We start from the raw sequence: 14,418 nt of genomic DNA on the forward strand, positions 1-14,418 counted from the left end.
CGGAAACTAGCCCTTGTTGACGAAGGTAGGTTCCGGTGCGAGCGTGGTCAATCCGCGCATCTGAGACGGCTGTGCGCCCCCGGCCCGACGGCCGGTCCCAGACGGTTCGGCCGATGTCCCGCAAGCACTCAGAGCCCGGCGTCCAGCGTCCAGACACCAGAGAAGCGGACCCTCGTTGCGAAATGGTTTCCCCCCGATGACCTCTGCCACGCCCCCGAACCTGGCCGAAAAGACAACCCTCCTGGTGCTCGACACCGACCCGCCGCCCCGGCTCGGCCGGCTCACCGGCCGGGTGCGCGTCGAGCACGCCGACGAGTCGTCGCTGGCCGAGCTCCTGCCCGCCGCGGACGTCCTGCTGGTCTGGGACTTCGCCTCGCACGCCGTGCGCCGGGCCTGGCCCGGCGAGGGCCCGCGACCACGCTGGGTGCACACGGCGAGCGCGGGCGTCGACCACCTGATGTGCCCCGAACTCGCCGCGTCCGACACGCTGGTGACGAACGCGCGCGGCGTCTTCGACCAGCCGATCGCGGAGTACGTGGCCGCGCTCGTCCTCGCCATGGCCAAGGACCTGCCGCGCACCTGGGACCTGCAGCGGGCCCGGGAGTGGCGGCACCGCGAGTCGCAGCGGATCGCCGGCAATCGCGCGTGCGTGGTCGGTTCCGGGCCGATCGGGCGCGCGATCGAGCGGACGCTCAAGGCGCTCGGTATGACGACGGCGCTCGTGGGGCGCACACAGCGCGAGGGGGTGCACGGCCCGGAGGACCTCGACCGGCTGATGGCGCGCGCCGACTGGGTGGTGTCCGCGGCGCCGCTCACCGATGACACGCACGGGATGTTCGACGCGCGGCGTTTTGGACTGATGCAGCCGTCGGCACGCTTCGTGAACGTCGGACGCGGGCAGCTTGTGATCGAGGAAGCGCTGGCCGAGGCTCTCGCGAGCCGCTGGATCGCGGGGGCGGCGCTCGACGTCTTCGAGCACGAACCGCTGGGCCCCGACAGCCCGTTGTGGGAGGCCCCGGGTCTCATCGTGTCGCCGCACATGAGCGGGGACACGGTCGGCTGGCGGGACGAACTCGGTGCGCAGTTCGTGGAGTTGTACGAGCTCTGGGAAACGGGAGAGCCGCTGCCGAACGTCGTCGACAAACAGCGTGGATACGTACCTGGCCACTGAAACACGCCACTGAAGCACGCCACTGAAGCACGTTGGAGGGGCGGATGACCGAGCTCACCGAGCTGACCGCTGTACGACTCGTCGAGGGATACCGCAAGGGCGAATTCAGCCCCGTGGACGTGGTGCAGGCCGCGCTGCGCAGGGCCGAGGAGGTCCAGCCCGCGGTGAACGCGTTCGTACGGGTCGAGGCGGACGAGGCCCTCGCACAGGCCCGGGAGTCGGCGGAGCGATGGCAGCGTGGTGAGCCGGCCGGGCTGGTCGACGGGGTGCCGGTCTCGGTGAAGGACATCCTGCTGATGCGCGGCGGGCCGACCCTGAAGGGCTCCAAAACGATCTCCCCGCAGGGGCGTTGGGACGAGGACGCGCCTTCCGTCGCCCGGCTGCGGGAGCACGGAGCCGTGTTCGTCGGCCGGACGACGACACCCGAGTTCGGCTGGAAGGGCGTCACCGACTCGCCCCAGGCGGGCGTGACACGGAACCCGTACGACCTCTCGCGCACCTCGGGCGGATCCAGCGGCGGCAGCGCGGCGGCCGTGGCGCTGGGCGCGGGGCCGCTGTCCCTCGGCACGGACGGGGGCGGCAGCGTCCGTATTCCCGGCGCGTTCTGCGGGATCTTCGCGCTGAAGGCGACGTACGGGAGGGTGCCGCTGTATCCCGCGAGCGCGTTCGGGACGCTGGCGCACGTCGGGCCGATGACGCGTGACGCGGCGGACGCTGCCCTGATGATGGACGTCATCAGCGGCCCCGACCCACGCGACTGGTCACAGCTCGGCCCGGTGAACGGCTCCTTCGTGGACGGACTGGCCGGCGGCGTGCGCGGGCTGCGCGTCGCGTACTCGCCGTCCCTGGGCGGCCAGGTCGCCGTGCAGCCCGGGGTCGCCGCGGCGGTGCGGCGCGGGGTGGAGGGGCTCGCGGCCCTCGGGGCGTACGTCGAGGAGGCCGACCCCGACTTCACGGATCCCGTCGAGGCGTTCCACACCCTGTGGTTCGGCGGGGCGGCCCGGGTCACCCAGCGGCTCGGCCCCGACCAGCGGTCACTGCTCGACCCGGGGCTGCGGGAGATCTGCGACGCGGGGGCCCGGTCCAGCGCGCTGGACTACCTCGCGGCGGTGGACGTGCGGATGGAGCTCGGCCGGCGGATGGGCCTCTTCCACGAGACCTACGACGTCCTGGTCACCCCGACGATCCCGATCACCGCGTTCGAGGCGGGTGCGGAGGTGCCTCGTGGCTCGGGGCACCGCCGGTGGACGGGCTGGACGCCGTTCACCTACCCGTTCAACATGACCCAGCAGCCGGCGGCGACGGTCCCCGTGGGCACGGATGAGACCGGCCTGCCGGTCGGCCTTCAGATCGTTGGTGCGCGTCACGCTGACGCGCTGGTCCTGCGGACGGCACACGCGTTGTACGAGGCGGGGGTCGCGGGGATCGCGCCGCCTGCACCTCGCTGAGCGCCCTCTTCAGGGGCGCGGGGAACTGCGCAATCTTTTAGGGGCGCGGGGAACTGCGCGGCCAGCCCTCACCGGCCCGCAGCTCCCCACCACCCCGCGGTACAGGCCCCTCAGACCCGGGAGAAGCTCAGCGTCTCCCCCAGCGCACCCGCACGCCAGAGGTCATTGCACGCCTCCGCCATCGCATCCAGCCCCTCCACCACCTGCCCCCACACGATCCCGGGCACCCACCCCACATCCCCGTTGAGCAGCAGATTGTTCCGCTCGTAGAACAGGGCGAGGTCGATCACAGGCGTACCCGCCTGCACGCCGGAGGCACCCCCGTACCCGTACGCCTGCGTACCCAGCTGCGTACCGGAGAAGGAGAAATAGCAGAGATCGCCCGGAATGGGCGTGACGGTCGGGTTCTCCAGCGGTGGCTCGGCCGGGGCGAACGCCGGGAACAGGGCGTAGATCTCGTTGCGGGCGTACTTCGCGTGATACACGTCACTGCTCAGCGGCAGCGCGTTCCACACCGCCTCGCAGGTGATCGGCGCACGGTCGTCGAGGAGCTTCGCAGTGCAGTGGACTCCGCGCTTGGACAGGGACACGTCGATGTAGCGGTCGGTCATGATTTCCATGGTCCACCCCGGGTCAAGAGGGCCCTTCGCAAACGGGGCGCAAACAGATCCGCATAACTCGCATCGTCCCGGGTAGCCGCGCGCCCATGGCTCCACCATTTGGGAACGACGCGAAGGAAGCTTCCGCGGAAGAGAAGAAACGCGGCCCGAGCCGCCGGTCACTGCTGGCCGGCGTCGCGGCGTTCGGTGCGCTCGGCGCGGCCGGATGCAGCCGTGTGGCCACGGCGTCCGGCAAGGACGGCGGTGATCTCCTGGACCGTCTGAAGGCCCAGGGCGTCGTACGCCTCGGCATCGCCGGCGAGATCCCATTCGGCTACATCGACAAGAACGGCAAGCTCACCGGCGAGGCACCGGAACTCGCGCGGGTCATCTTCAAGCGGCTGGGGGTGGACAGTGTCCAGCCCGTGCCCACGGAGTTCGGCTCGCTCATCCCCGGTCTGAGCTCCCAGCAGTTCGACGTCGTGGCCGCAGGCATGTACATCAACGCCGAGCGCTGCGAGCAGGTGATCTTCTCCGACCCCGACTACCAGATGCTCGACTCCTTCATCGTGCGCAAGGGCAACCCGAAGAACCTGCACGACTACAAGGACGTCGTGGAGTCGAAGGCGAAGTTCGCGACCGGGACCGGTTACGCGGAGATCCAGTACGCGGTCGACGCCGGGTACAAGGAGAGCGACATCCTGATCGTTCCGGACCAGGTCGCCGGTCTGAACGCCGTCGAGGCGGGCCGTGTCGACGTCTTCGCGGGTACGGCGCTGACCACTCGCGAGGTCGTCAAGAAGTCCCGGAAGACGGAGTCGACCAAGCCGTTCGCGCCTCTCGTGGACGGCAAGCCGCACGTCGACGGCGGCGGCTTCGCGTTCCGGCCGACGGAGACCGGGCTGCGGGACGCCTTCAACGTGGAGCTCAGGAAGCTGAAGGAGAGCGGTGAGCTGTTCCGGATCCTCCAGCCCTTCGGTTTCACCAAGAACGAGATGACCGATATGACCGCGAAGGAGTTGTGCGGCGGATGACATCGGGCCTCTGGGAACTCGTACTGAAGGGGATCTGGGTCACGGTCCAGCTGCTGGTGTTCAGCGCTGCGCTGGCCGCGGCCGTCTCCTTCGTGGTGGGCATCGCGCGCACCCACCGGCTGTGGATAGTCCGCTTCCTCGCGGGCTTCTACACCGAGGTGTTCCGCGGTACCTCCGCGCTGATCATGATCTTCTGGGTGTTCTTCGTGCTGCCACCGGCCTTCGGCTGGCAGCTGGTCCCCATGTGGGCGGGCACCCTCGCCCTGGGTCTCACCTACGGGGCGTACGGCTCCGAGATCGTGCGCGGTGCCCTGAGCTCCGTCGACCCGGCGCAGCGTGAGGGCGGTATCGCACTGAGCTTCACGCCCTGGCAGCGGCTGCGGCTGATCCTGCTGCCGCAGGCGGTGCCGGAGATGATCCCGCCCTTCTCCAACCTGCTGATCGAGCTGCTCAAGGGCACCGCCCTGGTGTCCGTGATGGGCATGGGCGACCTGGCGTTCAGCGGCAACCTGGTGCGGCTCGCGCTGCAGGAGAGCGCGGAGATCTACACGTACATCCTGCTGATCTACTTCGTGATCGCCTTCCTGCTCACGCGGGTCATGCGCGGTCTGGAGAAGAAGCTGAAGGCCGGGCTCGGCAGGGTGCCCGAGGGTGGCGGGAAGAAGCTTCCCGCGCCCCGCCCGGAGACCACGGCCGTCGGTGCCGAAGCGGCAGGGGGTCGCTGATGAAATGGGACTGGAGTGCCGTCGGCGACTTCATGCCGCACTTCTGGGACGGACTGCTGGTCACCCTGCAGGCCCTGGTGCTCGGCTCACTGATCTCCTTCGCCCTCGGGCTGGTGTGGGCGCTGCTGATGCGCACGCCGAGCCGCTGGGTCCGCTGGCCGGTCGGGGTCGTCACGGAGTTCATCCGGAACACCCCGCTGCTGGTGCAGCTGTTCTTCCTCTTCTACGTGCTGCCCGAGTGGAACATCACGTTCTCCGCGATGACCACCGGTGTCGTCGCGATCGGGCTGCACTACTCGACGTACACGATGCAGGTCTACCGGGCCGGTATCGAGGGTGTGCCGGCCGGCCAATGGGAAGCGGCCACGGCACTGAACCTGCCCATGACCCGGACGTGGACCGCGGTGATCCTGCCGCAGGCGATCCGCCGGGTGGTGCCCGCGCTGGGCAACTACGTCATCTCGATGCTCAAGGACACGCCGTTGCTGATGGCGATCACCGTCCTCGACATGCTCGGCGAGGCGCGGCTGTTCTCGCAGCAGAACTTCCAGTTCACCGAGCCTCTGACGGTCATCGGCGTGGCCTTCATCCTCATTTCCTATCCCGCTTCCCTCCTCATGCGAGCCCTGGAGCGACGTCTTGTCCGCTGACACCCCTCTGATGAAAGAGCCCGACGCCAACTCCGACGCCAACCCGGCGACGGACGGCAGCGAGCTGATCCGTTTCGACAAGGTCACCAAGCGCTTCGGGGACAACGTGGTCCTCGACGGGCTCGACTTCTCGGTCGCCTCCGGCAAGCACGTCACGCTGATCGGCCCGTCCGGCTCCGGCAAGACGACGATCCTGCGGCTGCTGATGACCCTGGCCAAGCCCGACGAGGGCACTATCAAGGTCAACGGCGACTACCTCACCCACGAGGAGAAGAACGGCAAGCTGGTCCCGGCCGGCGAGAAGCACATCCGCGAGGTCCGCAAGAACATCGGGATGGTCTTCCAGCAGTTCAACCTCTTCCCCAACATGAAGGTGCTGCGCAACATCACCGAGGCGCCGGTCACCGTGCTCGGCATGTCCAAGGACGCGGCCGAGGAGCGGGCCCGGGAGCTGCTCGAACTGGTCGGGCTGACCGAGCACATCGACAAGTACCCGAGCCAGCTCTCCGGCGGTCAGCAGCAGCGGGTCGCGATCGCGCGGGCCCTGGCGATGCGGCCGCAGGTCCTGCTCCTCGACGAGGTGACCTCCGCGCTCGACCCCGAGCTGGTCGCGGGCGTCCTCGACGTGCTCAGGGACATCGCCCGCACCACCGACATCACGATGCTCTGCGTGACCCACGAGATGAACTTCGCCCGGGACATCTCCGACCAGGTGCTGATGTTCGACTCGGGGCGCGTCCTGGAGTCCGGTCCGCCGGAGAAGATCTTCGGCGACCCGGAGCACGAGCGGACGCGGGAGTTCCTCGGCGCGGTGCTGTAGTCCTTCGTGCAGCCCTTCGGGGAGCGTCACCGCCGGTCTTCAAGAAGTGGAGACGGCAGGGTTCCGAGGCCGAGCCGATGGGGCATGACTTTGGCATATGCCAGAAGGATGCCCCGCTGTTGAGGGGACTGGAACGCGCCACCAATCTCGCCAACAGCCCCTCCACGTACACCTCTTGGCGGTTATCGTGGAGGGGGCCCGGCCGTCCGGGCTGCGTTGAAGTGAAAGCCGGGCCGAAAAGCGCAAGGGGACCCACCGTGGCGCTGAAGCACGAGCCGACCGTGCCGTACCACTCGACCCAGGACGCCCTGCGCGTCCTGGAGACCGTGGCCGCGCGGCACACCACCGGTGTCACGGACGCCGAACTCGCCAGCCTCACCGGCCTCGGCGTGGAACGCCTCACCACGCTCCTGCGGATGCTCCGCCGCGAGGGGTACGTCGAGCAGATCGCCGACGGGGCGTACGTCACCGGAGCGGCGCTCGGCAGGCTCGGTTCCGCACACGGCCGGGACGAGGCCCTGCGCGCCCAGCTCCAGCGGAACCTCGACCGGCTGCGCGACTCGGTCGGCGCCGCCGTCTACATGAGCCGGTACGTGGACGGCGAGATCCACGTCGCCCAGTGGGCCGACAGCCCGAGCACCCCCGCGGTCAACGAATGGGTGGACTTCCGCTCGGCCGCCCACGCCAGCGCGATCGGCAAGAGCCTCCTCGGCCAGCTCGACCTCAACGGCCGGCGCGACCACCTCTCCCGCCACAGGATGGCCCGCCTCACCTCGCGCACGATCACGAACGAGCGGGCCCTGCTGTCCCGGCTCGACGCCCAGGCACCCACCGTGCCCGTGCTCGACCTCCAGGAGTACGCGGTCGGCACGGTGTGCGCGGCGGTCCCCATCACGGCCGGCTCGGCCGTGGGCTGCCTCGCCCTCTCCCTCCCGGTGTCCCACGCCCACCGCCTGCGCGAGGCGGCGGCCACCCTGAACCGGGGCGCGGCACCGGTACTGCTCTCGCTCGCGATCTGACCGCAGGCGGCGTGGTCCGGAGCACCCTCACGGACCAGGTATTATTTTTTCTGTCGCCAGCCGCGAAAAGCGGTTGGCGAGAGTCATGCGCCGCTAGCTCAGTTGGTTAGAGCAGCTGACTCTTAATCAGCGGGTCCGGGGTTCGAGTCCCTGGCGGCGCACAGAAGGAAGGCCTCCGCGAGAGCGGGGGCCTTCTGCGTTGCCCCTCCCCCGGCGTCGAAGGGGCTCCGGCCCTACCTCACCAGCAGTTCCTCGCGTCCCCGCGCCCGGTACCGCGCCACGAGCTCCGCCAGGTCCGCCTCGTCCAGCCGCCGGTACCCGGACTCCCCCGGTGGCCGCCACCACACCGGATCCGCGCACCGGAACCCCTCCCTCCGCAGCCCGACCCGGTGGATCTTGTTGGTGGCGGTGACCGGCATTCGGTCCACGATCCGTACGAAGCGGGGGGCCATCTTGGTGCCCAGGTCCGGCTGGGCCAGCAGGAAGTCGGCGAACCGGAGCGGGTCGAAGTCCGTCCCCTCCCGCAACGCCAGGGTCGCCATGACCTGGTCTCCGGCCACCGGATCCGGCACCGCGTACACGGCGACGGCGGCGGCGTCCCCGTAGCGGGCGAGGATGTTCTCGATCACGGCGGCGGCCAGGTTCTCGCTGTCGACGCGGAGCCGGTCGTCCGTGCGCCCCGCGAAGTAGAGGAATCCGTCGGTGTCCCGGTAGAAGAGGTCCCCTGTCCAGTACCAGCCGTCGCGCTGCCGGGCGGCCTCCGCGGCCTCGTTGCGCCAGTAGCCCTCGAAGGGGTTGGGCCCGCGGTTCACCAACTCGCCTATCGCCTCGCGGCCGTTGAGCAGTCTGCCGTCGGCTCCGAAGGCCGCGGCGGGGCACTCGGTCCGGCTCACCGGGTCGACCACCGCGAGATCGTCGCCCGGGGCGGCCCGCCCGATCGCCCCCTTCGGTGTGCCGGGCGTCCGCTGGATCGCCGCGCCTCCCTCGGAGGACCCGTACCCCTCCACCAGCCGCACCCCGAACCGCTCCTCGAAGGCGGCCGCGTCCACCGCTCCCGCCTCCGTCCCGAAGCCCGTGCGCAGCGGGTTGTCCCGGTCGTCGGCCCGGGCGGGGGTGGCCAGGATGTACTGCACGGCCCGTCCCACGTACGTGAAGTAGGTGGCCCCGTACGCCCGTACGTCCGTCAGGAAGCCCGAGGCCGAGAACCGTCGGCGCAGGGCGACTCCCGCGCCGGCCGCGAGGGCGGGGGCCCAGTCCGCGATGACCGCGTTGCCGTGGAACATCGGCATGCAGATGTAGTGCACGTCGTCCGCGAGCACCCCGAAGTGGTCGACCAGCGACCGCCCGGCCGCCGCGAGCCGCCCCTGCGAGCAGATCGCCGCCTTGGGCGCCCCGGTCGAGCCGGAGGTGAAGTACAGGAGGAGGCGGCTCTCCGGAGCGGCCCGCGTCGGCTCGGGGCGCGCGTCCGCGTACGGCGCGAGCAGCTGCTCGTACGCCTCGGTGTCGGTCACCAGCATGCGTACGCCCGGGAGTCGGAGTCCGTCGAGGAGCGGGAGATGTGCCTGCTCGGTGACCAGGACGCGGCACTCGGTGTGCAGGATGTCGCGGGCGAGTTCGGGGCCGCGGCGGGTGGGATTGATCCCGGCGACGGCCGCGCCCGCCAGGGCCGCCGCGCTCAGCCACAGGGGGTACTCGGGGGTGTTGTCGAGCAGCACGCCCACGTGCGGCTCCGCGCCGGGCGGCAGCAGGTCCCTCAGCAGTGCGGCCCGCGCCGCCGCGCCCGCGGCCACCTCGTGGTGGGTCAGGGTCCGTTCCTCGAACCACAGCCCCGGCCGGTGGTCGCCCCACCGGTCCTGTACGAGCTCCGCGACGGTCCGTGCGCCGGTACCCACGCTCCTGGATCCCATGGAGGCGCACCATAATTGACGGAGCGTCAGATGTGGAGGGTCAGGCGCGGAGGGTCGGGTTCGGAAGGGTCACGGCAACTCGTCGTACGGCAGGTCGTCGATCGAGGAAGGCTCGTCCACCTTGCTGACGGAAGAGCCGTCGCCCATGAAGGAGTCGTCGGCGAAGACCTCGCTGTAGGTGACCATGAAGCCGACGCAGAACACCACGACCACGGAGAGGAACGCCAGGATGCCCACGGTGGAGGCCGTGTTCCTGACGTGGCTCGGCGCCTGGGCCGTGGCCTTCACGGTCTCACCCTCGGCGTAGTGCACGACGACGATGTCGCCCTCCAGCGTCGTGCCCGGCCCGTCCTCCTCCTCGAAACGGATGGTGCGCCCGTCGCGTGCCGTGAATTCGTATACGTGATGCAGCGTCGTGCGCACGGAGGAGTCGCCGCTGCCGCCGCTGGTCGTCGTGTACGTGCGCAGGCAGCGCGCCTCGGCGGTCAGCCCGCTGTTCCAGGCCCGTCTGAGCTCGAGCGCGCGGCGGATCACCCTGACAGCCAGGAAAACAGTCAGGGCCATGATCAGGCCCGGCACCGCATAGAACATGAAGTCCATCGACATCCCCCGATGTTCGGTACAGCTCCACGCACGCCGTCATGGTCATGTCGACGTGCGTGGAACCTACCCGTGGGGGGTGGGCAAGAGCCTCAAGGGATGCTCAGAGTTGCGCGGCGAACGGGTGTCGGGCGCTCAGAACGTCACGTCCGAGCAGGCGTAGAACGCGTTCGCCGTGTCGGCGATCGTCCACACCGCGAGGATGACGTGGTGACCGCTCTTGCCGGTCGGCAGGGTGCCGCTGTGCGAGAGCGTCGCCGGCGGCTGGCCACTGTAGGGGACGGTGAGGAACGGGGCGGTGACCAGCGCGGACCGGGTCAGCGGAGCGTTCTGGTTCCAGCCGTTCTTGGTGACGTAGTACTTGAAGTCCGTCGTGGAGTGCCGGGCCGTGAACTGCCAGCGGAAGGTGTAGCTCTGCCCGCCGTTGACCTTGGTCGTCGGCCAGGCACCGCCCGAGGGCGTCGTCGCCTTGTCGAGCGCGTTGAAGTTGGTGTGGTTCCCGGAGCAGATCTGCCCGTCCGCGGGCCCGGCCGCCGGGAAGCCCTTGGGGCCCTCGACGCTCTGGGGTTCCCACTGGATGGCGCCGCAGTTGGTCACGGAGCCGTTCTGGCAGAGCTTCTGCCGGCTGATGGGGAGGTCGGTGTAGCCGTGGCCGGTGGCACCACCACTGGAGAGCACGAACGCTCCGGTGGTGGCGAGGCCGACCGCGGCGGCGTACAACTTCGTCTGTTTCCGCATGCTGCCGCTCCTGGAGAACGTGGGGGAAGTTCCGTGAGCCGTGCAGGTCTAGACCAAGTCCCAGATTATTGCTGACTGTTGAACATGTCCATACCAATAGTGGAGAGGATTCGGTGGCACCGGTCCCGGGACTTCTCCACGAGTTCGCCGTTGGGGTCGTCGTTGGTCGCGACCCAGTCCCGGGCCTGCGCCTCGTCCCTCCCACCCGCCAACTGCCGCTCCACCAGCCTCTCCTGACGCACATCACCGGGCGCCTCGACGTACCAGCACTCCTCCATGAACACAAAGGCGTCCCGCCACCCCGGCAGATCGCAGGCGAGGTAGTTCCCCTCGGTGACGATCAGCCGGGCCGCCGGGGGCACCACGTGCCGCGCGGCGACCGGCTCGTCGAGCGTGCGGTCGTAGTCCGGTACGTAGATGTCGCGGCCGGTCTCGTCGAGGACCCGGCGCAGCAGGTCGACGTAGCCCCACACGTCGAAGCTCGGCTCGGAGCCCTTGCGGGCGGTCAGGCCGAGGCGCTCCAACTGGGCGTTGGAGAGGTGGAAGCCGTCGAGCGGGAGGTAGGCGGCGCCCTCGCCGATCTGTGCGACCAGGGCACGGGCGAGGGTCGACTTCCCGGCGCCGGGCGGGCCGGCGAGGCCCAGGACGGCGCGGGGGGTGTCGGCGGTCAGTTTCCAGGCGTACGCGGCGAGACTGACGAGATTCGGTGCGGGGGTGCGGCGGTCAGCGATCTCCATGTCCCGTATAGAACGCCACCGTCAGGTCCTTCACCAGAGCCTTGCGCTCGTAGTCGTCGAGTTCGACGAGCCCGCGCACGGTCAGCCGGGTCACCGTGTCCTCGACGGAGTCGACGACCGAGGTGAGGACCTTGTCGCGGTGCTGGGCGTCGAGTGCCGCGATCCGGCGGCGCTGCATCACGGCTGCGACCTCCGGGGCGTACTCGACGCGCAGCGGCTGCGCCGAGAACACCTGGAGGCCGGCCGCCGCCGCGTCCGCGGCCACGATGCGGGTCAGCGAGTCGCCGACGGCCTCGGTGTTGCGCAGCGTCGCGGATTCGGCGGCCCTCGGCGAGTTCGGTGCGACATCGGCCGGCAGCTGCGCGAGCACCCGGGCGAGCGCAGCCTCCACGCACTCGCGCAGATACCGCTGGTGGTCCTCGACGCCGAGCGTGGCGCGCGCGGTGTCCCGCACCCGCCAGACGACGAGGACGACGACCCGCAGCGCGACCCCGTTCGCATCGACCGCCGGCATCGGGTCGCTGCGCCAGTGCCGCAGCCGTACGTCGATCCGGCGGCGCAGCACCAGCGGGTTGACCCACATGAGCCCGGTGCGCCGGACCGTGCCCCGGTAGCGGCCGAAGAGGCCGAGCACCCAGGCGCGTCCGGTACGGCCGCGGGCCAGCCCGCCGAACCCGAACAGCGTGAGCGCCCCGGCCCCGGCGAGCGCCGCCCACTGCGGTCCACCGAGCGCGGCGCTCATCCGCACCGGCAGCCCCAGCGCGTCCACGGCGAGCGGCGGCAGCACACCCGCCCACCAGGACGCGAGGACGCAGCCGGCCGTGCCGACGGCACCGGCCAGTACCCCGACCGTGCCCGGCAGTACACCCGCGGGCCGCTCCACCAGGTCGGGGTCGACCTCCACCACCGGCCGCGGCCGGACCGGGGAGGGCGGGCGCCGGGTGACCCTCGGCTGCTCGCCGGTGCCGCGCCGCCGGCTCACGACGGCGGGCGCGAGCGGCACGGACACCGGCTCGGGCTCGTCGCGGAACAGCAGGTGGACCGGGATCTCCGTGGTCGCCTCGTTGTGGATGAGCCGCGCCCCGCGGCCACCCGTGTCCCGACCGCCCGCCTCAGAGGTCCCCTCGAACTCCGGGGACTGTTCAGTCGTCGTACTCATACGTGCCTCCGTGCCTCCGCGCCAGGAAGAACTGTCATGAGAGAAATGCCGTCAGGAGCCGCCCAGCCCCTCAAGAGATCCAGCCCTCAAGAGATCGCCCTCAGGAGAAGAGCCGCCGCCAGGTCTCCGGCCCTGGGTAGCCGTCGGCCGCACCGCCGCGCCACCCCTGCGCACGCTGGAACGCCTCGACGTTGCGCCGGTCGCCCTCGCCCCAGCGCGGTCCCGGCCCCTGCGTGTAGTGCTTGCCGAACCCCTTCTTCACCAGCTGCTTCCCGAGCCGGGTGACGTACTCGTTGCTGGCGCCCGGCCGGAACAGCGCCCGCCCGGGATAGCCGGGGACGCCGTGCGAGGCGACACCTCCGGCCGGGGGCCGCCCCGGCCTGCCCGAACTGCCGCCGCTCGGGGCGACGATGTCCCGGCCCTTGTCGCTCACCAGGTACGCCCAGGTCGCCGGCCCCGGCAACCCGTCCGCGTCCGCCCCCGTCCAGCCCTGAGCACGCTGGAACGCCTGGGTGGCCCTGCGGTCGGCCTCCGACCAGCTCGGACCGGGCCCCGCCGAGTAGAACGCGCTCGCGCCCCGCTCGACGAGCATCCGCCCCAGCCGGGTGACGCTGGCGTTGGTCGCCCCTGGCCCGAAGGCCGCCGCACCCGGGTAGGGCGGCGCCGCCGGTTTCGTCCCCGGCGAGGTGACGGGGGTGGCCGGAGTGGTCGGGGTGGCCGGTGTCTTGGGGTCGGCGGGAGAAGCCGGACCCTCACCCTCGGTTCCCCCTTTCAGCCCCTTGTAGCGGTACGCCAGATAGCGGTCCGAATACTTCCAGTAGGCGTACGGAGTGGCCTGCTTGCGGGCGCGCGGGCGGGCCTCCTCGTACGCGATGTAATAGTCCTGCGTGTAATCCGTCCAGCCGCCGAAAATCACGACGTGCGACCCCTTCTCGGGATCCGCCGGATTGTGGAACAGGAGAATGTCACCGGGCTCCAGCTGCTCCCGGGGAATCCGGACGCCGAACTTGTCGAGGCTGCCCGTCCATTCGTTGCCGCCGAGGTTCCAGGCCATCGAGACGAAGCCCGAGCAGTCCTGGCGGTACCCGTCGGACCAGTACGCGCTCATGCTGTAGGGCACCTCGGCGGCGACCCACTCCTTGGCCCGGTTGATGATCTCGGCCCGGGTCGTCGGAGGTGCCTTGACCTTGGCCGGAACGCCTCCGGGGCCGTGGAGCGGGGTCTTGCCGCCCTGCGGTGTGTCGGGTTCGTCGGCCGCCGGGGCGCCGGGCAGCCGCGGGGCGTGCGCGGCGGCCGCGACGGCCGGTACGACGTGGCCCGCGCCGAGCGCCGTGCCGGCCGCGGCGGCCAGGACGAGCGCTCGGTGGGCCGCCGGGTGGCCACCGAATCCGGTGGCCACGGAATGTGGCAGCACAAGCCGCCAGTGGGTACATCCGGGGCATTCACAGCCGCTCTCGGGATCGAATTCCTCGAATACCGGAGCCGCCATGCGATTCCCCTCACACTCCTGGTGGAAAAGTCCGCGCTTCTGCACGTCCGTCAGTTTCTCAACTGTCACCGGGTGTCGCATGTTGACGGTCCAAATGATGTAACCGCGAACCCCCGCCCCGCACCCCCCTCAATGCGGTGGCCCGGAGCACGGGCCGGGGTCCGGTAGAGTCTGCGGAGCAGCACGCGCCGCTAGCTCAGTTGGTTAGAGCAGCTGACTCTTAATCAGCGGGTCCGGGGTTCGAGTCCCTGGCGGCGCACCACCGAAGAGGCTCCTCGTCATGGCGAGGAGCCTCTTCGCATCCGGCCGAAACCCGATCGCG

General features: G+C 70.3%; 14 protein-coding genes and 2 tRNA genes. 9 read left to right on the forward strand and 7 right to left on the reverse strand.

All coding sequences use genetic code 11. From position 1 onward, the window contains the following. Positions 1-196: 196 nt before the first annotated feature. Complete coding sequence (locus ACN20J_RS19115) at positions 197-1,171, forward strand: D-2-hydroxyacid dehydrogenase (RefSeq protein ID WP_190227765.1); 975 nt, start codon at positions 197-199, stop codon at positions 1,169-1,171. Positions 1,172-1,215: 44 nt separating this feature from the next. Next, positions 1,216-2,619: an amidase gene (locus ACN20J_RS19120; protein WP_419666394.1), complete on the forward strand. Its 1,404-nt coding sequence runs from the start codon at positions 1,216-1,218 to the stop codon at positions 2,617-2,619. A 110-nt stretch (positions 2,620-2,729) separates the two neighbouring features. On the opposite strand, the gene ACN20J_RS19125 is transcribed toward ACN20J_RS19120, so the two are convergent. Beyond that, positions 2,730-3,230, reverse strand: a complete 501-nt coding sequence (locus ACN20J_RS19125) for a DUF3830 family protein (RefSeq protein ID WP_186001010.1) — start codon at positions 3,228-3,230, stop codon at positions 2,730-2,732. A 95-nt stretch (positions 3,231-3,325) separates the two neighbouring features. Between ACN20J_RS19125 and ehuB the strand changes: the two genes are divergently transcribed. The 6 genes from ehuB (at position 3,326) to ACN20J_RS19155 (ending at position 7,627) form a co-directional block, all read left to right on the forward strand. Continuing rightward, positions 3,326-4,252 (forward strand): ectoine/hydroxyectoine ABC transporter substrate-binding protein EhuB, encoded by a 927-nt coding sequence (gene ehuB / locus ACN20J_RS19130; protein ID WP_079053345.1) that lies wholly within the window; start codon positions 3,326-3,328, stop codon positions 4,250-4,252. Beyond that, the gene (gene ehuC / locus ACN20J_RS19135; RefSeq protein WP_419666395.1) at positions 4,249-4,977 is read left to right on the forward strand and encodes an ectoine/hydroxyectoine ABC transporter permease subunit EhuC; all 729 of its coding nucleotides are present in this window, start codon (positions 4,249-4,251) and stop codon (positions 4,975-4,977) included. The genes ehuB and ehuC overlap by 4 nt, the downstream gene beginning before the upstream one ends. Beyond that, positions 4,977-5,627 carry an ectoine/hydroxyectoine ABC transporter permease subunit EhuD gene (gene ehuD / locus ACN20J_RS19140; protein ID WP_055615646.1) on the forward strand — a complete coding sequence of 217 codons (651 nt, stop codon included), beginning with the start codon at positions 4,977-4,979 and terminating at the stop codon, positions 5,625-5,627. The genes ehuC and ehuD overlap by 1 nt, the downstream gene beginning before the upstream one ends. A 10-nt stretch (positions 5,628-5,637) precedes the next feature. After that, positions 5,638-6,447, forward strand: coding sequence for an ectoine/hydroxyectoine ABC transporter ATP-binding protein EhuA (ehuA, locus tag ACN20J_RS19145; RefSeq protein ID WP_189843377.1), 810 nt, complete (start codon positions 5,638-5,640; stop codon positions 6,445-6,447). Positions 6,448-6,704: 257 nt separating this feature from the next. Continuing rightward, on the forward strand, positions 6,705-7,466 hold the full coding sequence (locus ACN20J_RS19150; protein WP_190227762.1) for an IclR family transcriptional regulator: 762 nt from the start codon (positions 6,705-6,707) through the stop codon (positions 7,464-7,466). 87 nt (positions 7,467-7,553) lie between these two features. Further along, a tRNA-Lys gene (locus ACN20J_RS19155) sits at positions 7,554-7,627 on the forward strand. A 72-nt stretch (positions 7,628-7,699) separates the two neighbouring features. Here the strand turns inward: ACN20J_RS19155 and ACN20J_RS19160 are convergent. The 6 genes from ACN20J_RS19160 to ACN20J_RS19185 form a co-directional block, all read right to left on the reverse strand. Next, a complete protein-coding gene (locus tag ACN20J_RS19160; RefSeq protein ID WP_419666396.1) occupies positions 7,700-9,373 on the reverse strand; it encodes an AMP-binding protein in 1,674 nt (557 codons plus the stop codon). A gap of 69 nt (positions 9,374-9,442) precedes the next feature. Continuing rightward, positions 9,443-9,973, reverse strand: a complete 531-nt coding sequence (locus tag ACN20J_RS19165; RefSeq protein ID WP_246575031.1) for a DUF3592 domain-containing protein — start codon at positions 9,971-9,973, stop codon at positions 9,443-9,445. A 135-nt stretch (positions 9,974-10,108) separates the two neighbouring features. Then, complete coding sequence (locus tag ACN20J_RS19170; protein ID WP_189843380.1) at positions 10,109-10,711, reverse strand: lytic polysaccharide monooxygenase auxiliary activity family 9 protein; 603 nt, start codon at positions 10,709-10,711, stop codon at positions 10,109-10,111. 65 nt (positions 10,712-10,776) lie between these two features. Further along, the gene (locus ACN20J_RS19175) at positions 10,777-11,448 is read right to left on the reverse strand and encodes a nucleoside/nucleotide kinase family protein (protein ID WP_189843381.1); all 672 of its coding nucleotides are present in this window, start codon (positions 11,446-11,448) and stop codon (positions 10,777-10,779) included. After that, positions 11,435-12,607 carry an SPFH domain-containing protein gene (locus ACN20J_RS19180; protein WP_419666397.1) on the reverse strand — a complete coding sequence of 391 codons (1,173 nt, stop codon included), beginning with the start codon at positions 12,605-12,607 and terminating at the stop codon, positions 11,435-11,437. Before ACN20J_RS19180 ends, ACN20J_RS19175 begins: the two co-directional genes overlap by 14 nt. 100 nt (positions 12,608-12,707) lie before the next feature. Continuing rightward, a complete protein-coding gene (locus tag ACN20J_RS19185; RefSeq protein WP_419666398.1) occupies positions 12,708-14,096 on the reverse strand; it encodes a peptidoglycan-binding protein in 1,389 nt (462 codons plus the stop codon). Positions 14,097-14,281: 185 nt separating this feature from the next. On the opposite strand from ACN20J_RS19185, the gene ACN20J_RS19190 reads away from it, so the two are divergent. Beyond that, positions 14,282-14,358, forward strand: a tRNA-Lys gene (locus tag ACN20J_RS19190). Positions 14,359-14,418: the final 60 nt, after the last annotated feature.

The sequence above is a fragment of the Streptomyces sp. 2-1 genome, assembly GCF_048564895.1.
Lineage (GTDB): Bacteria > Actinomycetota > Actinomycetes > Streptomycetales > Streptomycetaceae > Streptomyces > Streptomyces phaeochromogenes.